We start from the raw sequence: 22,644 nt of genomic DNA, 5'->3' as shown, positions 1-22,644 counted from the left end.
CTCCTCGGCCGGTGCCGACTCCTCGGCCGTCCCCGGCTCCTCGGCCGGTGCCGACTCCTCGGCCGTCCCCGGCTCCTCCGGCTCGGCGGCTCCCTGCCGTACGTCCTCCCGGACGTCCTCGGTGGGTGCCACGTCCTCGGGTGCCTCGGGCGCGGTCTCCCCGGAAGGCTCGGTCACAAGGTGCTCCAGTCGTGATCCGGATAGCGGTGCACGGGCGCCGACACATCGTCCAGCGCCCGACAGATCTCGTCAGGAAGACTAAGGGTCTCCACCGACAACGCGGCCGTGAGCTGGCGCGCCGTGCGCGCGCCGACGATCGGCGCGGTCACCCCGGGCCGGTCCCGGACCCAGGCGAGCGCCACGTGCAGCGGGGTCGTGGCGAGGCCGTCGGCGGCCGTCGTGACCGCGTCCACGATCCTGCTCGCGGCATCGTCCAGGTACGGCTCCACGAACGGGGCCATCGTCTCCGAGGCGCCGCGCGAGTCGGACGGGGTCCCGCCCCGGTACTTGCCGGTCAGGACCCCGCGCCCCAGCGGGGAGGAGGGCAGCAGGCCTATCCCCAGGTCCTGCGCCGCCGGCAGCACCTCGCGTTCCACGCCCCGCTGGAGCAGCGAGTACTCCAGCTGCGCCCCCGCGAGCCGGGTCCGGTCCCCGCCGAGCTGCCAGGTCCCCGCCTTGGCGAGCTGCCAACCGCAGAAGTTCGCCACGCCCGCGTACCGCGCGCGCCCGCTGCGCACCGCGATGTCGAGCGCCTGCAGCGACTCCTCGAGCGGCGTGTACGGGTCGAAGGCGTGCAACTGCCACAGGTCCACGTGGTCCGTGCCGAGCCGGGCGAGGGAGGCGTCGAGCGCGGCGAGCAGATGCCCGCGCGAGCCGTCCGTACGCCGGTCGGGGTCCGGCACACTGCCCGCCTTGGTCGAAAGGACCAGGTCCTGCCGGGGCACCAGCCGCTCCATGAGACGGCCGAGCAGATACTCCGCCTCGCCCCCGCCGTACACGTCGGCGGTGTCCACGAGCGTGCCGCCCGCGTCCCAGAACGACTTCAACTGCTCGGCGGCGTCGTGCTCGTCGGTGTCCCGTCCCCAGGTGAGGGTGCCGAGTCCGATGCGCGACACACGCAGGCCGGTACGTCCGAGATGCCTCTGCTCCATGGGCGCGAGATTACTGGCCAGGGCACCACGCGGAGAGAGCCTGTGGACAACCGCGTCCTGACGGATGCCCCGACCCCGCGCTAGAGTCCCGCCCACAAGAACGTTACCGATGGGTAAGGGGTGCGTGGACATGCGGCTCGGCATCAACCTCGGCTACTGGGGCGCGGGCATGGACGGCGACAACCTCGCCGTCGCCCAGGAGGCGGACCGCCTCGGCTACGACGTCTGCTGGGCCGCCGAGGCCTACGGCTCCGACGCGCCCACCGTGCTCGCCTGGGTCGCGGCGAAGACGGAGCGGATCGACGTCGGCTCCGCGATCATGCAGATCCCTGCCCGGCAGCCCGCGATGACGGCCATGACCGCCGCCACCCTCGACTCCCTCACCGGCGGCCGCTTCCGCCTCGGCCTCGGCGTCTCCGGCCCGCAGGTCTCCGAGGGCTGGTACGGCGTGAAGTTCGACAAGCCGCTGGCCCGGACCCGCGAGTACGTCGAGATCGTCCGCAAGGCGATGACCCGGGAGCGCCTCAGCTACGAGGGCGAGCACTGGACCCTGCCGCTCCCCGGCGGCCCCGGCAAGCCGATCAAGCTCACCGTGCACCCGGAGCGCGAGCACATCCCGCTCTACATCGCCGCGATCGGCCCCAGGAACCTGGAGCAGACCGGCGAGATCGCCGACGGCGCCCTGCTGATCTTCCCCTCCGCCGCCCACCTGGAGGAGACCGCGCTCCGGCACATCCGCGCGGGCCGCGAGAAGGCCGGGCTGACGATGGACGGCTTCGACGTCTGTCCCACCGTGCCGCTCGCCCTGGGGGACGACGTCGACGCCCTCGCCGACGTGTTCCGCCCGTACACCGCGCTGTACGTCGGAGGCATGGGCAGCCGCAAGCAGAACTTCTACAACCAGCTCGCGCGGCGCATGGGCTACGAGAAGGAGGCCGCCGAGATCCAGGACAAGTACCTGGCTGGCGACAAGGCGGGTGCCGCCGCGGCCGTACCGCGGAGTCTGATCGACCAGACCTCGCTGCTCGGCTCCGTCGAGCGGATCGCCGAGCGGATGACGGCCTACGCGGAGGCCGGCGTCACCACCCTGACCCTCGCCCCGGCCGGCTTCACCCTGGACGAGCGGGTGGCGGCGCTGCGGGCGGGCGTCGAGGCGATGGAGCGAGCCGGACTGGCGTGACCCGGAGGGGGCGCCGTCGGGAGGAGGTTCTGCGGCCGTGGTGGGGGCTCGGGGGTCTTCCCCGCCACGGCCGTCACGCTGCACAACGGCTTCGCGGGGCCCTCGGTTACGCCCTCGGGACTCACTCTTTCGGCCGAGCCGCCCGGTCCTCCTGTTGCCCCTCGCCGCGTACCGCATTTGACTCGTTGTCCCGGGGGCCGGACGGAGTGCGGACATGCGCACGGAGGTGGCGGCGATGCTCACGGCCAAGGGCCTGTTCCAGGAAATCATCGACAACGACGAGTCCTTCGCGCTCTTCTGCTCGATAGCGGCGAGCGGCGAGACCCAGGGCGGGTGGGAGAACGCCCGGATCGCGGCGCTCGTCGCCCCCGGGATGAGGGATCTCACGCCCAAGATCACCCGGCACGGCGCCGACGAGGACAAGCACGGCCGGATCTTCAACGCGCTGATGCGCAAGCGCGGCCTCGAACCCGTCCCGGTGCCGCCCGACACCGACTACACGATGCTGCTCGAACAGCGCGGCATCGGCCTCGCGCACGACAAGCTGCGCCGCGACGAGCCGCTGAGCGAGCAGGACGTCATCGTCTACCTGGCCCACAGCCGGGTCACCGAGCAGCGGGCCGCCGACCAGATGGACATGCTGGTCACGTACTTCGGGAACCATCCCGAACTCGGCAAGGCCATCCACATGATCGACAACGACGAGGCGAACCACCTCGCCTACTGCCACGAGGAACTGCTGCGCCTCGCGCGCGCCGGACACGGCCGGCTCATCCAGCGGACCCTGCGCGAGTCCGCCCTCGTCGAGATCCAGGTCTACCGCGACGTCAGCCTCGCGGTGATGGGGCACATGGGGCGGATCCTGCGCTGGCCCAAGCCCAAGGCCGCCGCCCTCGCCCTCGGCATCCGCGGGATGTACGCGTACGAGCGCGCCGCGGGCTGGCACCGGATGATCGGCCTGAAGATGCCCGAGCGACTCGACGCCCTCGGCGGGCCCGCGACCCCCGCCCCGGCGTTCTGACCCGCTCCGGGGCGACCGCCGGGCCGCGGGGGGGCGGGCCGGCGGCTCACATCCAGCCGCGCCGCTTGAACATCCGGTAGAGGGTGAGGACGATGCCCGCCATCGCCACGAGCACCACCGGGTACGAGGCCACCCAGCGCAGCTCCGGCATGTGGTCGAAGTTCATGCCGTAGATGCCCGCGACCATCGTGGGGACGGCCGCCATGGCCGCCCACGCCGAGATCTTCCGCATGTCGTCGTTCTGCCGCACCCCCATCTGCGCGAGGTGGGCCGACAGCACGTCGGACAGCAGCCGGTCGAGCCCCTCCACCTGCTCGTTGGCGCGCAGCAGATGGTCGTTGACATCCCGGAAGAAGGGCTGCGACCTCTCGTTCACGAAGGGCACCGAACCGCCCGTGAGCCGGGACATCGGCCCGGCGAGCGGACCGCTGGCCCGGCGGAACTCCAGGACCTGCCGCTTCGCCGTGTAGATCCGCGCCGCCGTGTTCGCGGGATTGCCGCCGGTGGGCGCGAAGACGTCCGCCTCCAGCTCCTCGAGGTCCACCTGGAGCTCGCCCGCCACATCGAGGTAGTGGTCCACGACCGCGTCGCTCACCGCGTACAGCACCGCCGTCGGGCCGTGCCGCAGGACCTCGGGGTCGGCTTCGAGCCGTCGGCGCACCTGCGCGAGCGGAGAGCCCTCGCCGTGCCGGACGGTCACCACGAAGGAGTCGCCCACGAACAGCATGAGCTCGCCCGAGGAGACCCGGTCGCTCTCCGGCTCGTAGTCGACCGGCTTGAGCACCGCGAACAGCGAGTCGTCGTAGACCTCCAGCTTGGGGCGCTGGTGGGCCTTCAGGGCGTCCTCGACGGCCAGCGGGTGCAGCGCGAACTCCGAGGCGACGTGGTCGAATTCCGCCTCCGTGGGTTCGTGGAGCCCCACCCACAGAAAGGCGTCCCCGGCGGCCCGCGCCTCGTCGAGCGCGTCGGAGAGGTCGGCGGGGCCGTCCGTACGGCGCCCGTCCCGGTAGATGGCTGAGTCCACGATCACGCGCCGTATTCTCCATCGAACGGCCTCGCGACGCACGCGTGCATCCGCCCGGAGGCCGCCGGCCCCGGGAGCCCGGACCCGTCGGGCACCTCCGGGCACCGCCCAAGGCCCTGCTGTCGGACTCCCGTCGTCCCCGCCCCTCGGGCGACGACGGGAGTTCGACGACAGGGCCTAGGCTGGCCGCCATGGCCACGCTGATCCTCGTCCGGCACGGACGCTCCACCGCCAACACCTCCGGGGTCCTCGCCGGGCGCACCCCCGGGATCTCCCTCGACGAGCGGGGCGCCGCGCAGGCCGCCGCGCTCCCCGGGCGGCTGGCGGACGTCCCGCTCGCCGCCGTCGTCTCCAGCCCCCTCCAGCGCTGCCGGGAGACCGTACGGCCCCTCCTCGACGCCCGCCCGGACCTCCCGCTGCACGTCGAGGACCGGATCAACGAGTGCGACTACGGCGACTGGTCCGGCCGGAAGCTGGCCGAGCTCAACGACGAACCCCTGATGGAGGTCGTGCAGGCGCACGCCTCCGCCGCGGCCTTCCCCGGCGGCGAGTCCATGCGCGCGATGCAGGCCCGCGCCGTCGACGCCGTGCACGACTGGAACGCGCGGATCGAGGCCGAGTACGGCGAGGACGCCGCCTACGTCATGTGCTCGCACGGCGACATCGTCAAGTCGGTCGTGGCGGACGCGCTCGGCCTCCACCTCGACCTCTTCCAGCGCGTCCACGTCGACCCGTGCTCGGTCACCGTCATCCGCTACACGCGTCTGCGTCCCTTCCTCGTCCGGCTCGGCGACACCGGGGACTTCGCCGGCCTCGCCCCGCGCGAGCACCCCGACAGCAGCGGGACCGCTGAGGTCGGGGGCGGTGCGGGCGCACCGTGATCCCCTCGCGCAGTAGGGTGGACGCGCCGCTGTAGTACGACTGTCGAGACGCAAGGAGCCGGGAAACGTGTCCCGTCAGGTGTTCCTCTACGACCCACCGGAGCGTTTCGTGGCCGGTACGGTCGGGCTGCCTGGCCGCCGTACGTTCTTCCTCCAGGCGTCCGCCGCCGGCCGGGTCACCAGCGTCGCCCTGGAGAAGACACAGGTCGCCGCGCTCGCCGAGCGCATGGACGAACTCCTCGACGAGGTCGTCCGCCGCACCGGGGGCAACGCCCCGGTCCCCGCCGTCGCGCCCGTCGAGGTGGCCGACACCGCCCCCCTCGACGTACCCGTCGAGGAGGAGTTCCGGGTCGGGACCATGGCGCTCGCCTGGGACGGCGAGGAGCAGCGCATGATCGTCGAGGCGCAGGCGCTCGTCGAACTCGACGTGGAGTCCGAGGAGGACCTCGCCGAGGCCGAGGAGCGGCTGCTCCAGGACGAGGAGAACGGCCCGCCGATGCTCCGGGTCCGCCTGAGCGGCGCCCAGGCCCGCGCCTTCGCGAAGCGGGCCCTGGACGTGGTCAACGCCGGCCGTCCGCCCTGCCCGCTCTGCAGCCTGCCGCTCGACCCCGAGGGCCACGTCTGCCCGCGCCAGAACGGATACCGCCGCGGAGCATGAGCAGCAGCCCCCCGACGCCGCCCGACGCCGAGCTGCTCGCCCACGGCGAGCTGACCGTGCGTGGCCAGGTCCGCGAGGCCTCCAACGCCGTGCTCTACTGCTCCGTCGCGTACGAGGGGCGGGAAGCGGCCTGCGTCTACAAGCCGGTCGCGGGGGAGCAGCCGCTGTGGGACTTCCCCGACGGCACGCTCGCCCAGCGCGAGGTCGCCGCGTACGAGATCTCCGAGGCCACCGGCTGGGGCCTGGTCCCGCCGACCGTGCTCCGCGACGGTCCGTACGGGGAGGGCATGGTGCAGCTGTGGATCGAGGCCGATCCCGGGGCACGTCTGCTCGCCCTGACCGAGGACGACGAGGCGGGCGAGGGCTGGAAGGCCGTCGGTCCCGCCCAGGTCGCCGAGGACCGCACCGCGCTCCTCGTCCACGCGGACACCCCCGACCTGCGGCGGCTCGCCGTCCTTGACGCCGTCATCAACAACGGCGACCGGAAGGGCGGACACCTGCTGCCCGCGTCCGGCGGACACCTCTACGGCATCGACCACGGGGTCACCTTCCACGTCGACGACAAACTGCGCACCCTCCTGTGGGGCTGGGCGGGCGAGGAGCTGCCCGCGGAGGCCGCCGGGGTGCTCGACGGCCTCGGTCGCTCCCTGGCCCCGGGAGCGCCGCTCGCCGCCCGTCTGGCGGAACTGCTCACGGATGCCGAGGTGACGGCCGTACGCGCCCGCGTGGAGGCGCTGCGGACCACGGGACGGCACCCGGAGCCCTCGGGACAGTGGCCGGCGATCCCCTGGCCGCCCGTCTGACGGGACCGAAAGGTTTCGGCCATCCCCGGGGACGGCCTTCCCGGGGCCGTGCACCCCTGGGGGGTATGCACGCAGGCCTCCGACCCGCAAGAGCGCCTAATAGGTCAAGATCCCGGATCCGGTTCGTATCCGGAACACCTGTCCGGTTACGCTCGGGTCATGCATGCCTGGCCCGCTTCTGAGGTCCCCGCCCTTCCCGGCAAGGGCCGCGACCTCCGGATCCACGACACCGCGACCGGTGGACGAGTGACCCTCGCCCCCGGCCCCGTCGCCCGTATCTACGTCTGCGGCATCACGCCGTACGACGCGACCCACATGGGTCACGCGGCGACCTACAACGCGTTCGACCTCGTTCAGCGCGTGTGGCTCGACACCAAGCGGCAGGTGCACTACGTCCAGAACGTCACGGACGTGGACGACCCGCTCCTGGAGCGCGCGATCCGCGACGGCATCGACTGGGTCGGCCTCGCCGAGCGGGAGACCGCCCTCTTCCGCGAGGACATGACCGCCCTGCGGATGCTGCCCCCGCAGCACTACATCGGCGCCGTCGAGGCCATACCCGGCATCGTCCCGCTCGTCGAGCGCCTCCGGGACTCCGGAGCCGCCTACGAGCTCGAAGGGGACATCTACTTCTCCGTCGACGCCGACCCGCACTTCGGGCAGGTCTCGAACTACACCACCGAGCTGATGCGTCACCTCTCCGCCGAGCGCGGCGGGGACCCGGACCGTCCGGGCAAGAAGAACCCGCTCGACCCCATGCTCTGGATGGCCGCCCGTGAGGGCGAGCCGAGCTGGGACGGCGCGAGCCTCGGCCCCGGCCGCCCCGGCTGGCACATCGAGTGCGTCGCCATCGCCCTCGACCACCTCGGCATGGGCTTCGACGTGCAGGGCGGCGGCTCCGACCTGATCTTCCCGCACCACGAGATGGGCGCCTCCCACGCCCAGACCCTCACCGGCGAGTTCCCCATGGCGAAGGCGTACGTCCACGCCGGCATGGTCGCCCTCGACGGCGAGAAGATGTCCAAGTCCCGGGGCAACCTGGTCTTCGTCTCGAAGCTCCGCCGCGACGGCGTCGACCCGGCCGCGATCCGGCTCGCGCTGCTCTCCCACCGCTACCGCGACGACTGGGAGTGGACCGACCAGGTCCTCCAGGACGCCGTGGAGCGTCTCGGCCGGTGGCGCGCCGCCGTGTCGCGCCCCGACGGCCCGTCCGCCGACGCGCTCGTCGAGGAGCTCCGCGAGGCCCTGTCCGACGATCTCGACACCCCCACCGCGCTCGCCGCCGTCGACCGCTGGGCCGTCCTCCAGACGGCCGGGGGCGGCACCGACGACTCCGCTCCCGGTCTCGTCTCCCGCGCCGTCGACGCACTGCTCGGTGTGGCCCTGTAACGAGCAGTACCGCGCAACTCCCATTCAGGCAACCGCCCTTGGACTTCTCGCCGAAGTCCGGGGGCGGTTCCGTTTTGTCCTGGCGGCAATGCCCGTTCCTGCGCTAAATAAGCTCCATGCAATCATCATCGCGCATGAAAGTTGCACTCGCCGGAGCCGTCCTCGGGCTCCTCGCGGCCTTCGCGGGACCCGGCACCACCGCGTCCGCCCTCCCCACCGACAGCGCCGACAAGGCCGGCACCACGGCACAGGAGCCCGACACCACGGTCGGCGACCTCACCGGGTTCGCCGCCGCCGGGTCCGTCTACCGGCTGACCGCCGGCCAGGCCCAGGCCAGGGTCAGCTTCGTCACCGCCGACACCTTCCGCATCGAACTCGCCCCCGACGGCACGTTCACCGACCCCACCGGCAGCGACATCACGCTGCCCCAGGGCCCGCCCCCGGCCACCCGCTGGCGCGACCTGGGCGACCGCTACGAACTGAGCAGCGCCGCGGTGACCCTGCGCGCCTACAAGTCACCGCTCCGCTTCGCCGCCCTGCGCGCCGACGGCACCCCGCTCTGGAGCGAGTCCCGCGGCATCAGCTGGACCGCCGACCGCACCACCCAGACCCTCGCCCGCGGTGCCACCGAGCAGTTCTACGGCGCCGGCATGCAGAACGGCCGCGGCAACACCTCCCACCGCGGCAAGACCGTCGAGGTCGGCGTCGACTACAACTGGAACGACGGCGGCCACCCCAACTCCGTCCCGTTCTACCTCTCCTCCGCCGGATACGGCGTCTACCGCAACACCTACGCGCCGAACACCTACGCCTTCACCGAACCCGTCACCACCACCGCCGCGGAACGGCGCTTCGACGCCTACTACTTCGCCGGCACCGGCGGCGACGCCGCCAAGGACGTCATCGGCCAGTACACCCGGCTCACCGGCAAGCCCTTCCTGCCACCCGTGTACGGCCTGGAGATCGGCGACGCCGACTGCTACCTCCACAACGCCAACCGGGGCGAGCGCCGCACCCTCGACGCCCTGAAGGTCGCCGACGGCTACGTCGAGAACGACATGCCCAACGGCTGGATGCTCGTCAACGACGGCTACGGCTGCGGCTACGAGAACCTCGCCGAGGCCTCCGCGGGACTCGGCGAGCGCGGCATGAAGCTCGGCCTCTGGACCGAGGACGGCATCGACAAGCTCGAAGAGCAGGTCAAGGCCGGCCAGCGGGTCGCCAAGCTCGACGTCGCCTGGGTCGGCGAGGGCTACAAGTTCGCCCTCGACGGCTGCAAGGACGCCCACGCCGGCATCGAGGCCCACAGCGACGCCCGCGGCTTCACCTGGGCGCCCGAGAGCTGGTCCGGCGCCCAGCGCTGCGGCGTCCAGTGGTCCGGCGACCAGTCCGGCAGCTGGGAGTACATCCGCTGGCAGATCCCCACCTACGCGGGCGCGTCCATGTCGGGACTCGCGTACACCACCGGTGACGTCGACGGCATCTTCGGCGGCAGCGCCAAGACCTACACCCGCGACCTGCAGTGGAAGACCTTCCTCCCGGTCACCATGACGATGGACGGCTGGGCCGCCGCCGACAAGCAGCCGTTCCGCTACGGCGAGCCCTACACCAGCATCAACCGCGCCTCCCTCAAGCTCCACGAGGCCCTGCTCCCGTACATCTACAGCCACGCCCACCAGGCCACGAAGACCGGCGTCGGCCTCGCCCGGCCGCTCGCCCTGGAATACCCGGACGACCCCAGGGCCGCCACCGACGCCGCCAAGTACGAGTTCCTCAGCGGCGAGGACTTCCTGGTCGCCCCCGTCTACCAGGACGCCGTGGAGCGCGACGGCATCTACCTCCCCAAGGGCACCTGGATCGACTACTGGAGCGGCCGCACCTACGAAGGCCCCGTCACCGTCGACGACTACAGCGCCCCGCTCGACACCCTGCCCCTGTTCGTACGGGCCGGGGCGACCGTCCCCATGTGGCCCGGCGACATCCGCTCGTACACGGACCGCGCCCCCGGCGACCCGATCGCCTGGGACATCTACCCGAAGGGCGACTCCTCCTTCGAGCTGTACGAGGACGACGGCGTCACCCGCGAACACCGCACCGGCCGGTACGCCACCCAGCGCGCCGAGGTCCGCGCCCCGCAGCACGGCGCCGGCGACGTCACCGTCCGCATCGGCGCGAGCAAGGGCACCTACACCGGAAAGCCGACCGCCCGGCCGTACGCCTTCACCGTCCACACCGGTGACGCCCCCGGCGCCGTCCGCCTCGACGGGCGCAAGCTGCCCGCCCTCACCTCCCGCGCCGCCTTCGACGCGGCCTCCCAGGGCTGGTGGTACGACCGCGACGAGCGCGGGGGAGTGGTCCGGGTCAAGACGGCCGCCCTCTCCACCGCCCGCGACTTCGAGCTGCGGCTGAGCGACACCAGCGCGGTCGGCGGCGCGGTACCGGGCGCCTCCGCCACCCTCGCCGTCCCCACGGCGCAGGAGCTCGGCGCCGGAGTGCCCGGCACCGTCGCCGTGGACGTCACCGCCGGCACCCGCGACGCCACCGACGTACGGGTCTCCCTGGCCGCCCCGGCCGGCTGGCAGGTCACCCCGGCCGCGCCGATCGGCCGCGTCCCGGCCGGAACCACCCGCCGGGTCGAGGTCACCGTCACCCCAGCGCCGGACGCGAAGCCCGGCGAGGCCACCCTCACCGCCACCGCCCGGCACAGCGCCGCGGGCACCGACCGCACCGCCACCCAGCGGTTCGCGGTCGGCGTGATGCCCCCGCCGCCCACCGGCGACGCCTGGGCGAGCGACCTCGTCTGGCTGCGCTCCAGCAACGGCTGGGGACCGCCCGAACGCGACCGCTCCAACGGCGAGTCCGGCGCCGCCGACGGCCGGACCCTCACCCTGGCGGGCACGACCTACGAGAAGGGCATCGGCGCCCACGCCGACTCCGACATCGAGGTCTACCTCGGCGGCCGCTGCACCACCTTCACCGCCGACGTCGGCATCGACGACGAGATCAACGGATACGGCGACGTGGCCTTCTCCGTCGAGGCCGACGGCAAGGTCCTGTGGACCTCACCCCGGCTCACCGGCGCCTCCGCGACCCTGCCCGTGAACGTCGACGTGACCGGGGCGCGGCACGTCCGGCTGAGGATCACGGACACCAACGGGTCGAAGAGCGGCGACCACGGGGACTGGGCGGCGGCCCGGTTCGGCTGCGCCTGACGCGTGATCTGATCTGATCTGATCCGCGCCCGACGCGACGACGGGAGGGGCGCCCTCGGGCTCCCCTCCCGTTCCGTCACGACTCCCCGGCGGAGGCGGCTACTTGTCGGACTCGCCGTCCGTGCCGGTGTCCGTGCCGGCGTCGCCGTCCGCGGCGGTGTCCGTGCTCGGATCAGGGGCCGTGTCCTTGCCCGTGTCCCTGCCCCTGCCCGGTGAACCGTCGGCGGGCCCCTGCGGCGCCTCGGGAGCGTCCGGCTCCTCCGCCACATCGGCCCCCTCGGCCGCCTCCGCACCAGGGACCGCCTCCGGTCCCGGCTGCTCCGGCTTCGGAGGGCGCGTACGGCCGCTCCCGGTGTCCCGGAGGAACGGAGCGTCGCCGCCCTCCATCGCCACACCGGGACCGCCAGGACCCGAGCCCGGCTCACGCCGCCGCAGATACCGCTCGAACTCGCGGGCGATCGCCTCGCCCGAGGCCTCCGGCAGCTCCGCCGTGTCCCGGGCCTCCTCAAGGGTCTGCACGTACTCGGCGACCTCGCTGTCCTCGGCGGCCAGCTGGTCCACGCCCACCTGCCAGGCCCGCGCGTCCTCGGGCAGCTCGCCCAGCGGGATGCGCAGCCCCACCAGGTCCTCGAGCCGGTTGAGGAGTGCCAGGGTCGCCTTCGGGTTCGGCGGCTGCGACACGTAGTGCGGCACCGCGGCCCACAGGCTCACCGCGGGCACGCCCGCGTGGGTGCACGCCTCCTGGAGGATGCCCACGATGCCCGTCGGGCCCTCGTACCGGGTCTCCTCCAGGTCCATCGTGCGCGCCAGGTCCGGGTCCGAGGTCACGCCGCTGACCGGGACCGGCCGGGTGTGCGGGGTGTCCCCGAGCAGCGCGCCCAGGATCACGACCATCTCCACGCCCAGCTCGTGGGCGAAGGCGAGGATCTCGTTGCAGAAGGAGCGCCAGCGCATCGACGGCTCGATCCCGCGCACGAGCACCAGGTCACGGGGTTTGTCGCCGCCGACCCGGACCACGGAGAGCCGGGTCGTCGGCCAGGTGATCTTCCTGACGCCGTTGTCCAGGAAGACCGTGGGCCGGTTGACCTGGAAGTCGTAGTAGTCCTCGGCGTCGAGCGCCGCGAACACCTCGCCCTTCCATTCCCGGTCCAGATGGGCGACCGCGGTGGAGGCGGCGTCGCCGGCGTCGTTCCAGCCTTCGAACGCGGCCACCATGACCGGGTCGATCAGCTCGGGTACCCCCTCGAGCTCGATCACCCAGCGCCTCCTTTTCGAAGTTCCTGTCGTACGGACCAACCTTACGGCTTTCTCCAGGTCCGTCCGCAGCCCCCGGACATCCCCGAAAACCCGTGCGGCCTTGATCGACTACCCAGGAACTCGCCTCCGCACACGGCGGTCTCACTCCTCCCAGAGCGTGCTCGGCGCCTCCCTCCGGACCACCGGCGCGATCTCCTCGGCGAAGCGCTGGAGCGTCTCGATCTGCTCCGCCGTCGACTGACCGAAGGCGTCGACCGTGACGGACTGCAGGTCGTGCCCGTAATGGGCGTGATAGCCGAGGATCTTGTCGATGATCCGCTGCGGGGAGCCGATCAGCTGCGGGCCGTCCGCGACGGCGTCCTCGATCGTGCGGAACGGGGTGTTGTATCCGGCCTTGCCCTCCAGGTGCGGCTTGAAGCTCTGCCGTACCTTCGCCTCGTACAGGTCCCTGTAGCGGGCGATCGCCTCCTCGGTGGTGTCGGCGATGAGCAGGCCGCCGGAACCGGCCGCCACGCGCGCGTGTGCCGGGTCGTGCCCGTACTCCTCGAACTTCTCCCGGTAGTGGGCGATGAGCCGCGCGTACGCCTCGCGGGGCTGGATCGCGTTGGCGGTGAAGAGCGGGTCGCCGTGCTTCGCGGCGAGTTCGGGGGAGTTGAGGCTGGTGGCCGAGCCGTGCCAGATCCGGGGCGGTCCCGCGTACGGGCGCGGCACCGTGGTGACGTTCTTCAGTGCGGGCCGGAACTCGCCCTCCCAGTCGACGCCCTCCTCCGTCCAGAGCCGCCGGAGCAGCTCGTACTTCTCCTTCTGGAGGTCCCACTGCCGCTCCTCGTCCAGGCCGAAGAGGTCGAAGTGGCCGGCCTCGGCGCCCTTGCCGACGACGAGTTCGAGCCGGCCGCGGGAGAGCTGGTCGAGGGTGGCGTAGTCCTCGGCGACCCGGACCGGGTCGAGGATCGCGACGACGGTGACACCGGTGAGCAGCCTGATCCGGGTGGTGCGGGCGGCGAGCGCGGCGAGCAGCACGGTCGGGGCGGAGGAGAGGAACGGGCCGGCGTGCCGCTCACCGACGGCGTACGCGTCGAAGCCGAGCCGTTCGGCGGTCTCGCCGAGTGCGACGACCTGCTCCAACCGGTCGGCGGCGGACAGGAGTTCGCCGGTGAGCGGGTGCGGGGAGTGGTGGACGATCGAGAGCACCTGGAATTTCATGCGCTCCACTCTGCGCGCCGAGTGTTGCGGCGGTGTGGACGGCGTGTGGCACGCCTCAGGGGCGGCCCTCCGGAGAGAACCGCCCCTGTGCGTACGGGAGTCGCCTCCCGGTGCTACTTGTTCAGCATCTTCTCGACGTCCGCGCGGATCTCGTCCGTCGCGAGGCCGCGGATGGTCAGGGTCGTACGGCGGCGCAGCACGTCGTCCGCCGTCTCGGCCCACTCGTGGTCGCGGGCGTAGGCGACCTGCGCCCAGATCTCCGGCGCGTCCGGGTGTATGCGCCGGGCCAGCTCCGGGTTCTCGTTCGCCATGCGGGCGATGTCGAAGGAGAGCGAGCCGTAGTGCGTCGCCAGGTGCTTGGCGGTGTCGGCGGCCATCCGCGGGCCGGGCGCCGGACCGTCGACGAGCAGCCGGTGCGCGACGGCGTTCGGGTTGGCGATACCGGGCAGCGGCAGCCGCTTCGGCAGCGTCGACACCGACTCGTAGTCCTCGCCCAGCGGATGGCCCGGGAGCTGCTCCAGCTTCCTCATCACCGTACGGCCGATGTGGCGGAAGGTCGTCCACTTGCCGCCGGCCACCGACAGCATGCCGCCGCGGCCCTCGGTGACGACCGTCTCGCGCTTGGCCTTCGAGGTGTCGCCGGGACCGCCCGGGAGCACCCGCAGACCGGCGAAGGCGTAGGTGATCAGATCGCGCGACAGCTGCTGGTCGCGGATGGAGAAGGCGGCCTCGTCCAGGATCTGGGCGGTGTCCTTCTCGGTGACCTCGACCTGGCCGGGGTCACCCTCGTACTCCTCGTCGGTGGTACCGAGCAGCAGCATGTCCTCCCAGGGGAGGGCGAAGGTGATGCGGTACTTGTCGATCGGGGTGGCCAGGGCGGCCTTCCACGGCGAGGTCCGCCGGAGGACCAGGTGCGCGCCCTTGGAGAGGCGGATGGAGGGGGCCGCGTTCGGGTCCTCCATCCGGCGCAGGTGGTCGACCCACGGGCCGGTGGCGTTGAGCACGAGACGGGCGGTGACACCGAACTCGTCGCCGCTGGTGCGGTCCTTGAGCTCGGCGCCGGTGACCCGGCCCTTGGTGAAGCGCAGCCCGGTGACCTCGGCGTGGTTGAGGACGGTGGCGCCGGCGTCGACAGCGGCGCGGACCGTCATCAGCGCCATGCGGGCGTCGTTCATCTGGTCGTCGCCGTAGACGGCCACGGCCTTGAGGTTGTCGGTGCGCAGCTCCGGCACGTCCTGTGCGGCCTTGGCGGGGGAGAGCAGGTGCCCGACGCCGTCACCGAACGCCGAGAGGGCGCTGTAGGCGAAGACGCCGGCACCGAGCTTGGCCGCGCCGTGCGGGCCGCCCTTGTAGACGGGCAGGTAGAAGGTGAGGGGGTTGGCGAGGTGCGGTGCCACCTGACGGGAGACCGCACGCCGCTCGAAGTGGTTCTCCGCGACCAGCTTCACCGCGCCGGTCTGCAGGTAGCGCAGACCGCCGTGGAGCAGCTTCGAGGAGGCGGAGGAGGTGGCGCCGGCGAAGTCGCCGGCGTCCACCAGGGCCACCCGCAGGCCCGACTGCGCGGCGTGCCAGGCGGTGGAGATGCCCAGGATGCCGCCGCCGATCACCAGGAGGTCGTACGTCGCCTTGGAAAGCTGGTCCCGGGTCTCGGCGCGGCTCGGGAGGGAGCCGGACGCCGGGTGCGTCCCGAGGGCAGGGACGCTCTGCAGGGTGGTCATGTCGTATTACTCCTCGTCCTCGATCCAGCCCATGGTCCGCTCGACGGCCTTGAGCCAGCTCTTGTACTCGCTGTCACGCCTGTCGGCGTCCATGCGAGGGGTCCATTCCGCCGCCCGGCGCCAGTTGGCGCGCAGCGCGTCGGTGTCCGGCCAGAAGCCGACGGCCAGGCCGGCGGCGTAGGCGGCGCCGAGGCAGGTGGTCTCGGCGACCATCGGGCGCACGACGGGCGCGTCCAGGAAGTCCGAGAGGGTCTGCATCAGCAGGTTGTTGGAGGTCATGCCGCCGTCGACCTTGAGCGCGGTCAGCTCGACGCCGGAGTCCTTGGTCATGGCGTCGGTGATCTCGCGGGTCTGCCAGGCGGTGGCCTCCAGGACGGCGCGGGCGATGTGCGCCTTGGTGACGTACCGGGTGAGGCCGGCGATCACACCGCGGGCGTCGGAGCGCCAGTACGGGGCGAACAGGCCGGAGAAGGCCGGCACGAAGTAGGCGCCGCCGTTGTCCTCGACCGAGGACGCGAGGGTCTCGATCTCGGCGGCGGACTTGATGAGGCCCATCTGGTCGCGCATCCACTGCACCAGCGAACCGGTGACGGCGATCGAGCCCTCCAGCGCGTAGACCGGCTGCTGGTCGCCGATCTGGTAGCCGACCGTGGTCAGCAGGCCGCTGTAGGAGTTGATGATCTTGTCACCGGTGTTCATCAGCATGAAGGTGCCGGTGCCGTACGTGGACTTGGCCTCGCCCTCGGCGAAGCAGGTCTGGCCGAACAGGGCGGCCTGCTGGTCGCCGAGCGCCGAGGCGACCGGGACACCGGCGAGGACGCCGTCCTTGACGTGGCCGTAGACCTCTGCGGAGGACCGGATCTCGGGGAGGACGTTGAGGGGGACCCCCATCGACTCCGCGATCTTCTCGTCCCAGGCCAGGGTGTGCAGGTTCATCAGCATGGTGCGCGAGGCGTTGGTGACGTCGGTGACGTGCACGCCGCCGTCGGGGCCACCCGTGAGGTTCCAGATGACCCACGAGTCCATGGTGCCGAAGAGGATGTCGCCTGCCTCGGCGCGCTCGCGCAGCCCCTCGACGTTGTCGAGCATCCAGCGGATCTTCGGGCCGGCGAAGTAGCTCGCCAGCGGCAGGCCGGTCTCGCGGCGGAAGCGGTCCTGGCCGACGTTGCGGCCGAGCTCCTTGCAGAGGGCGTCGGTGCGGGTGTCCTGCCAGACGAGGGCGTTGTGGACGGGCTCGCCGGTGTTCTTGTCCCAGAGCAGCGTGGTCTCGCGCTGGTTGGTGATGCCGATGGCCTTGACGTCGGCGGCGGCGATGCCGCCCTTCGTCAGGGCGCCGGCGACGACCTCCTGGACGTTGGTCCAGATCTCGGCGGCGTCGTGCTCGACCCAGCCCGGCTTCGGGAAGATCTGCTCGTGCTCCTTCTGGTCGACCGAGACGATCCGGCCGTCCTTGTCGAAGACGATGCAGCGGGAGGAGGTGGTGCCCTGGTCGATGGCCGCGATGAACGGGCCGGAGGTGTGTGCGTCGGTCACGGTTGGCTCCAAGGGAGGTCTGGGAGAAGGACGGCTCAGGCGAACGCGATGTTGTAGATACCCGCGGCGATGGCGCCACCGATCAGCGGACCGGCCACCGGGATCCAGGCGTAGCTCCAGTCGGAGGTGCCCTTGTGCTTCAGCGGGAGCAGGGCGTGCACGATGCGCGGGCCGAGGTCACGGGCCGGGTTGATCGCGTAGCCGGTCGGGCCGCCGAGCGAGAGGCCGATGGAGACCACGACGAACGCGGTGATCAGGGCGCCTATGACGCCGAGGCCCTTGCCGCTGTCGTTGAGACCCTGCGTGAGCACGGCCAGGACGAGCACGACGGTGCCGATGATCTCGGTGGCCAGGTTCTGCCAGGTGTTACGGATCTCGGGGCCGGTGGAGAAGACGCCGAGCACCGGGCCGGGGCCCTCGATCGGCTTCTTGCCCGAGGCCTCGGGGTCGGCGAGGTGCGCCTGGAACTGGCCGTAGTAGGCCACCCAGACCAGCGCCGCGCCGATCATGGCGCCGAGCATCTGGCCGGCGATGTAGACGGGGACGTCGCCCCACTCGCCGTCCTTGATCGCGATGCCGACCGTGACGGCGGGGTTCAGATGGGCACCCGAGAGGGAAGCCGTCATGTAGACGGCCGTCATGACCGCGAAGCCCCACCCGAAGGTGATCGCGAGCCAGCCCGCGTTGCGGGCCTTGGAGCCCTTGAGCGTGACGGCGGCGCACACGCCGCCGCCGAGCAGAATCAGAACGGCGGTACCGATGGTCTCGCCGAGGAAGATGTCGGAGCTGGACACCCGCGACTCCTTTGTCCTTCGTCCAGGGGAACGGCGGACTCCGGGTCCCTCCGGAGGTCCGCACCCTCGTGTGAGGGCTGTTTCCGGCCCTTGGCACTGCCACACCTTAGCGTGTATTGCCGTTAGGTGTTCGGCATTGCCGACCGATGAACGGAAGTTTTGCCCCCGGGTTAACAGCGCGTCAAGGCCCCGGGAAGCGAAAAACCCGCCGATAACGCGATCGTTACCGGCGGGTTCACTCAGGTCGGTGTGCGCGGTGGCGCAGGGTCAGAAGCGCCCGGCTCCCAGATCCCGGGAGACCGCGCGGGCGCAGTCCCGCACCGCCGCGACGAGTTCGGGACGCAGCTCCCCGGCCGGGCACAGCCGCTCCACGGCGCCCGTCACCGCCACCGCGCCCACCGGCATCCGCCGCCGGTCGTGGATCGGCGCCGCCACCGAGGCGACCCCCTCCCAGGTCTCCTCCACGTCGGCCGCCCAGCCCTTGGCCCGGGTCATGTCGAGCAGCGACTCGAACTCCGCCAGCTCCGTGGTCGTCCGGGGCGTGAACGGCTCCCGCTCGACCTCCAGGACCTCGCTGTGCGCCACCGGGTCGTACGCCGACAGGACCTTGCCGAGCGCCGTGGAGTGCAGCGGCTGCATCGCCCCCACCTCCAGGACCTGACGGCTGTCGTCCGGCCGGAAGACGTGGTGCACGATCAGGACGCCCTGCTGGTGCAGCACCCCCAGGTGCACGCTCTCGCCGCTGGACCGCGCCAGGTCGTCCGTCCAGACCAGCGCCCGCGCGCGCAGCTCGTGCACGTCGAGGTAGCTGTTGCCGAGCCGCAGCAGCTCCGCGCCGAGCTGATAGCGGCCCGAAGCCGCCTCCTGCTCCACGAAACCCTCCGCCTGGAGCGTGCGCAGGATGCCGTGGGCGGTGCCCTTGGCGAGTCCCAGCGAGGACGCGATGTCGGACAGGCCCAGCCGGCGCTCGCCGCCCGCGAGCAGTCGCAGCATGGCCGCCGCCCGTTCAAGCGACTGGATGTTCTTCGCCATCGCCCGACCCCTTCTCCCTCTCACGCTGTTCGACAATGCTGAACACTATCGGTCGATGCCGACCTTGCGTGCCACCTGACAGTGTCAGTCAAGAACGGGCAGAACCGGGAGTCCCCGCACACAGGATGCCGTCCGCCCCGCGAGACGCCGTGTCCACCCCGACCGGAGCGCGGTTACGCTGGCCCCGTGCACCCTCCTCCGAAGGTGCAAAGCCGACAGCCGTCGCATCCCAGGGAGCTCATCCATGGCCTCGTTGCCGACCCCTTCCGCAGACAGCCGGAACCGCGCCGCAGCCCTCCGCGAGGCACTCGCCAGCCGAGTCGTCGTCGCCGACGGCGCCATGGGCACCATGCTCCAGGCACAGGACCCCACCCTCGAGGACTTCCAGAACCTCGAAGGCTGCAACGAGATCCTGAACGTCACCAGGCCCGACATCGTCCGTTCGGTCCACCAGGAGTACTTCGCCGCCGGCGTCGACTGCGTCGAGACCAACACCTTCGGCGCCAACCACGCCGCCCTGGGCGAGTACGACATCCCCGAGCGCGTCCACGAACTCTCCGAGGCCGGCGCCCGCATCGCCCGCGAGGTCGCCGACGACTTCACCGCCTCCACCGGACGCCAGCGCTGGGTCCTCGGCTCCATCGGCCCCGGCACCAAGCTGCCGACCCTCGGCCACGCCCCGTACACCCTGCTGCGCGACGCCTACCAGCAGAACGCCGAGGGCCTCCTCGCCGGCGGCGCCGACGCCCTGCTCGTCGAGACCACCCAGGACCTGCTCCAGACCAAGGCCTCCGTCATCGGCGCCCGCCGCGCCCTCGACGTCCTCGGCGTCGACGTGCCGCTCATCGTCTCCGTCACCGTCGAGACCACCGGCACCATGCTCCTCGGCTCCGAGATCGGCGCCGCCCTGACGGCCCTGGAGCCGCTCGGCATCGACATGATCGGCCTGAACTGCGCCACCGGCCCCGCCGAGATGAGCGAGCACCTCCGCTACCTCGCCCGCCACTCGCGCATCCCGCTCTCCTGCATGCCCAACGCCGGCCTGCCCGTCCTCACCTCCGACGGTGCCCACTACCCGCTCAGCCCCGCCGAGCTCGCCGACGCCCAGGAGACCTTCGTCCGCGAGTACGGCCTCTCCCTGATCGGCGGCTGCTGCGGTACCACCCCCGAGCACCTGCGCCAGGTCGTCGAGCGCGTCCGGGACCTCACCCCCGCCGTCCGCGAGCCGCACCCCGAGCCCGGCGCCGCCTCGCTCTACCAGACCGTGCCGTTCCGCCAGGACACCGCGTACATGGCCATCGGCGAGCGCACCAACGCCAACGGCTCGAAGAAGTTCCGCGAGGCCATGCTGGAGGCCCGCTGGGACGACTGCGTCGAGATGGCCCGCGACCAGATCCGCGAGGGCGCGCACATGCTCGACCTCTGCGTCGACTACGTGGGCCGCGACGGCGTCGCCGACATGCGGGAGCTCGCCGGCCGCTTCGCCACCGCCTCCACCCTGCCGATCGTCCTCGACTCCACCGAGGTGGACGTGCTGCAGGCCGGTCTGGAGAAGCTCGGCGGCCGGGCCGTCATCAACTCCGTCAACTACGAGGACGGCGACGGCCCCGAGTCCCGCTTCGCCAAGGTCACCCGGCTGGCCCAGGAGCACGGCGCCGCCCTCATCGCCCTCACCATCGACGAGGAGGGCCAGGCCCGTACCCCCGAGCACAAGGTCGCCATCGCCGAGCGGCTCATCGAGGACCTCACCGGCAACTGGGGCATCCACGAGTCCGACATCCTCATCGACACCCTGACCTTCACCATCTGCACCGGCCAGGAGGAGTCGCGCAAGGACGGCATCGCCACGATCGAGGCGATCCGCGAGCTCAAGCGCCGCCACCCGGACGTCCAGACCACCCTGGGCCTCTCCAACATCTCCTTCGGTCTGAACCCGGCCGCGCGCATCCTCCTCAACTCCGTCTTCCTCGACGAGTGCGTCAAGGCCGGCCTCGACTCGGCGATCGTCCACGCCTCGAAGATCCTGCCGATCGCCCGGTTCGACGACGAACAGGTCACCACCGCGCTCGACCTGATCTACGACCGGCGCGCCGAGGGCTACGACCCGCTGCAGAAGCTGATGGCCCTCTTCGAGGGCGTCAACACCAAGTCGATGAAGGCCGGCAAGACCGAGGAACTCCTCGCCCTGCCGCTGGACGAGCGCCTCAAGCGCCGGATCATCGACGGCGAGAAGAACGGCCTTGAGGCCGACCTCGACGAGGCCCTGACGATCCGCCCCGCCCTGGAGATCGTCAACGAGATCCTGCTCGACGGCATGAAGACGGTCGGCGAGCTGTTCGGCTCCGGCCAGATGCAGCTGCCGTTCGTGCTCCAGTCCGCCGAGGTCATGAAGACCGCGGTGGCCTACCTCGAACCCCACATGGAGAAGACGGACGACGACGGCAAGGGCACGATCGTCCTCGCCACCGTCCGCGGCGACGTCCACGACATCGGCAAGAACCTCGTCGACATCATCCTCTCCAACAACGGCTACAACGTCGTCAACATCGGCATCAAGCAGCCCGTCTCCGCGATCCTGGAGGCCGCCGAAGAGCACAGCGCCGACGTGATCGGCATGTCCGGCCTCCTCGTGAAATCCACCGTGATCATGAAGGAGAACCTGGAGGAGCTGAACCAGCGCGAGCTGGCCGCCAAGTACCCCGTGATCCTCGGCGGCGCCGCCCTCACCAGGGCGTACGTCGAGCAGGACCTCCACGAGATCTACCAGGGCGAGGTCCGCTACGCCCGCGACGCCTTCGAGGGCCTGCGCCTCATGGACGCCCTCGTCGCCGTCAAGCGCGGCGTCCCCGGCGCGAAGCTCCCCGAGCTCAAGCAGCGCCGCGTCCCCAAGCGGGACACCCCGGTCCTCCAAGTGGAGGAGGCGGACGAGCCGGGCGGCCGTTCCGACGTCGCCGTCGACAACCCCGTCCCCACCCCGCCGTTCTGGGGAACCCGCGTCGTCAAGGGCATCCCGCTCAAGGACTACGCCTCCTGGCTCGACGAGGGCGCCCTCTTCAAGGGCCAGTGGGGCCTCAAGCAGGCCCGCGTCGGCGGCGCCACGTACGAGGAGCTCGTCGAGAGCGAGGGCCGGCCGCGGCTGCGCGGCCTGCTCGACAAGCTGCACACCGAGAACCTGCTCGAAGCGGCCGTCGTCTACGGCTACTTCCCCTGTGTCTCCAAGGGCGAGGACCTGATCATCCTCGACGAAGCCGGCAACGAGCGGACCCGCTTCACCTTCCCGCGCCAGCGCCGCGGCCGCCGCCTCTGTCTCGCGGACTTCTTCCGTCCGGAGGAGTCCGGCGAGACCGACGTCGTCGGCCTCCAGGTCGTCACCGTCGGCTCGAAGATCGGCGAGGCCACCGCCAAGCTGTTCGAGTCCGACTCCTACCGTGAGTACCTGGAGCTGCACGGGCTCTCCGTCCAGCTCGCCGAGGCCATGGCCGAGTACTGGCACGCCCGCGTCCGCGCCGAGCTCGGCTTCGGCGGCGAGGACCCGGACGCGGTCGAGGACATGTTCGACCTCAAGTACCGCGGCGCTCGCTTCTCCCTCGGCTACGGCGCCTGCCCCGACCTGGAGGACCGCGCGAAGATCGCGGAGCTGCTGCGTCCGGAGCGCATCGGCGTGCACCTCTCCGAGGAGTTCCAGCTCCACCCCGAGCAGTCCACCGACGCCATCGTGATCCATCACCCGGAGGCGAAGTACTTCAACGCTCGGTGACGGGGCGGGGCGCCCGGAATCCGTCCGGCGG

At 71.5% G+C, this 22,644-nt stretch carries 16 protein-coding genes; 8 read left to right on the top strand and 8 right to left on the bottom strand.

The features are described from left to right. Nucleotides 1–173: 173 nt before the first annotated feature. On the bottom strand, nucleotides 174–1,151 hold the full coding sequence (locus AOK00_RS01030; RefSeq protein ID WP_030315935.1) for an aldo/keto reductase: 978 nt from the start codon (nucleotides 1,149–1,151) through the stop codon (nucleotides 174–176). 130 nt (nucleotides 1,152–1,281) lie between these two features. Here AOK00_RS01030 and AOK00_RS01025 point away from each other — a divergent pair, with 130 nt between their 5' ends. Then, the gene (locus AOK00_RS01025) at nucleotides 1,282–2,331 is read left to right on the top strand and encodes an LLM class F420-dependent oxidoreductase (RefSeq protein WP_055598430.1); all 1,050 of its coding nucleotides are present in this window, start codon (nucleotides 1,282–1,284) and stop codon (nucleotides 2,329–2,331) included. 235 nt (nucleotides 2,332–2,566) lie between these two features. After that, nucleotides 2,567–3,352, top strand: coding sequence for a hypothetical protein (locus AOK00_RS01020; RefSeq protein WP_055598429.1), 786 nt, complete (start codon nucleotides 2,567–2,569; stop codon nucleotides 3,350–3,352). Nucleotides 3,353–3,398: 46 nt separating this feature from the next. Here AOK00_RS01020 and AOK00_RS01015 read toward each other — a convergent pair whose 3' ends face one another. Next, nucleotides 3,399–4,391, bottom strand: a complete 993-nt coding sequence (locus AOK00_RS01015) for a magnesium and cobalt transport protein CorA (RefSeq protein ID WP_055598428.1) — start codon at nucleotides 4,389–4,391, stop codon at nucleotides 3,399–3,401. A 176-nt stretch (nucleotides 4,392–4,567) separates the two neighbouring features. Here AOK00_RS01015 and AOK00_RS01010 point away from each other — a divergent pair, with 176 nt between their 5' ends. The 5 genes from AOK00_RS01010 (at nucleotide 4,568) to AOK00_RS00990 (ending at nucleotide 11,319) form a co-directional block, all read left to right on the top strand. Next, nucleotides 4,568–5,257: a histidine phosphatase family protein gene (locus AOK00_RS01010; RefSeq protein ID WP_055598427.1), complete on the top strand. Its 690-nt coding sequence runs from the start codon at nucleotides 4,568–4,570 to the stop codon at nucleotides 5,255–5,257. Between the two features lie 67 nt (nucleotides 5,258–5,324). Next, nucleotides 5,325–5,915 (top strand): DUF3090 domain-containing protein, encoded by a 591-nt coding sequence (locus tag AOK00_RS01005; protein ID WP_055598426.1) that lies wholly within the window; start codon nucleotides 5,325–5,327, stop codon nucleotides 5,913–5,915. Beyond that, the gene (locus AOK00_RS01000; protein ID WP_173861482.1) at nucleotides 5,879–6,718 is read left to right on the top strand and encodes an SCO1664 family protein; all 840 of its coding nucleotides are present in this window, start codon (nucleotides 5,879–5,881) and stop codon (nucleotides 6,716–6,718) included. Before AOK00_RS01005 ends, AOK00_RS01000 begins: the two co-directional genes overlap by 37 nt. Nucleotides 6,719–6,877: 159 nt before the next feature. After that, nucleotides 6,878–8,107 (top strand): cysteine--1-D-myo-inosityl 2-amino-2-deoxy-alpha-D-glucopyranoside ligase, encoded by a 1,230-nt coding sequence (mshC, locus tag AOK00_RS00995; protein ID WP_055598424.1) that lies wholly within the window; start codon nucleotides 6,878–6,880, stop codon nucleotides 8,105–8,107. 116 nt (nucleotides 8,108–8,223) lie between these two features. Beyond that, nucleotides 8,224–11,319: an NPCBM/NEW2 domain-containing protein gene (locus AOK00_RS00990; protein WP_055598423.1), complete on the top strand. Its 3,096-nt coding sequence runs from the start codon at nucleotides 8,224–8,226 to the stop codon at nucleotides 11,317–11,319. A gap of 99 nt (nucleotides 11,320–11,418) precedes the next feature. Here AOK00_RS00990 and AOK00_RS00985 read toward each other — a convergent pair whose 3' ends face one another. The 6 genes from AOK00_RS00985 to AOK00_RS00960 form a co-directional block, all read right to left on the bottom strand. Further along, the gene (locus tag AOK00_RS00985) at nucleotides 11,419–12,576 is read right to left on the bottom strand and encodes a PAC2 family protein (protein WP_079041773.1); all 1,158 of its coding nucleotides are present in this window, start codon (nucleotides 12,574–12,576) and stop codon (nucleotides 11,419–11,421) included. Nucleotides 12,577–12,717: 141 nt separating this feature from the next. Further along, complete coding sequence (locus AOK00_RS00980) at nucleotides 12,718–13,779, bottom strand: LLM class flavin-dependent oxidoreductase (protein ID WP_055598422.1); 1,062 nt, start codon at nucleotides 13,777–13,779, stop codon at nucleotides 12,718–12,720. 113 nt (nucleotides 13,780–13,892) lie between these two features. Then, nucleotides 13,893–15,497 carry a glycerol-3-phosphate dehydrogenase/oxidase gene (locus AOK00_RS00975; protein ID WP_055598421.1) on the bottom strand — a complete coding sequence of 535 codons (1,605 nt, stop codon included), beginning with the start codon at nucleotides 15,495–15,497 and terminating at the stop codon, nucleotides 13,893–13,895. Between the two features lie 6 nt (nucleotides 15,498–15,503). Continuing rightward, a complete protein-coding gene (gene glpK, locus AOK00_RS00970; protein ID WP_055598420.1) occupies nucleotides 15,504–17,030 on the bottom strand; it encodes a glycerol kinase GlpK in 1,527 nt (508 codons plus the stop codon). A 35-nt stretch (nucleotides 17,031–17,065) separates the two neighbouring features. Then, nucleotides 17,066–17,824 carry an MIP/aquaporin family protein gene (locus AOK00_RS00965; RefSeq protein WP_055598419.1) on the bottom strand — a complete coding sequence of 253 codons (759 nt, stop codon included), beginning with the start codon at nucleotides 17,822–17,824 and terminating at the stop codon, nucleotides 17,066–17,068. 267 nt (nucleotides 17,825–18,091) lie between these two features. Next, nucleotides 18,092–18,856 (bottom strand): IclR family transcriptional regulator, encoded by a 765-nt coding sequence (locus AOK00_RS00960; protein ID WP_055598418.1) that lies wholly within the window; start codon nucleotides 18,854–18,856, stop codon nucleotides 18,092–18,094. A gap of 244 nt (nucleotides 18,857–19,100) precedes the next feature. On the opposite strand from AOK00_RS00960, the gene metH reads away from it, so the two are divergent. Beyond that, nucleotides 19,101–22,613 (top strand): methionine synthase, encoded by a 3,513-nt coding sequence (gene metH / locus AOK00_RS00955; RefSeq protein ID WP_055598417.1) that lies wholly within the window; start codon nucleotides 19,101–19,103, stop codon nucleotides 22,611–22,613. Nucleotides 22,614–22,644 lie beyond the last annotated feature (31 nt).

The sequence above is a fragment of the Streptomyces aureus genome (assembly GCF_001418135.1).
In the GTDB taxonomy this organism is placed as follows: Bacteria; Actinomycetota; Actinomycetes; order Streptomycetales; family Streptomycetaceae; genus Streptomyces; species Streptomyces aureus_A.
The sequence above is the reverse complement of the archived record's forward strand: the minus strand, read 5'-3'. Positions and strand labels throughout refer to the sequence as shown.

Coding starts and splice junctions, on each gene's coding strand:
- AOK00_RS01030 (WP_030315935.1), bottom strand. CDS start 1,151: ATGGAGCAGAGGCATCTCGGACGTACCGGCCTGCGTGTGTCGCGCATC.
- AOK00_RS01025 (WP_055598430.1), top strand. CDS start 1,282: ATGCGGCTCGGCATCAACCTCGGCTACTGGGGCGCGGGCATGGACGGC.
- AOK00_RS01020 (WP_055598429.1), top strand. CDS start 2,567: ATGCTCACGGCCAAGGGCCTGTTCCAGGAAATCATCGACAACGACGAG.
- AOK00_RS01010 (WP_055598427.1), top strand. CDS start 4,568: ATGGCCACGCTGATCCTCGTCCGGCACGGACGCTCCACCGCCAACACC.
- mshC (WP_055598424.1), top strand. CDS start 6,878: ATGCATGCCTGGCCCGCTTCTGAGGTCCCCGCCCTTCCCGGCAAGGGC.
- AOK00_RS00990 (WP_055598423.1), top strand. CDS start 8,224: ATGCAATCATCATCGCGCATGAAAGTTGCACTCGCCGGAGCCGTCCTC.
- AOK00_RS00980 (WP_055598422.1), bottom strand. CDS start 13,779: ATGAAATTCCAGGTGCTCTCGATCGTCCACCACTCCCCGCACCCGCTC.
- AOK00_RS00975 (WP_055598421.1), bottom strand. CDS start 15,497: ATGACCACCCTGCAGAGCGTCCCTGCCCTCGGGACGCACCCGGCGTCC.
- AOK00_RS00960 (WP_055598418.1), bottom strand. CDS start 18,856: ATGGCGAAGAACATCCAGTCGCTTGAACGGGCGGCGGCCATGCTGCGA.
- metH (WP_055598417.1), top strand. CDS start 19,101: ATGGCCTCGTTGCCGACCCCTTCCGCAGACAGCCGGAACCGCGCCGCA.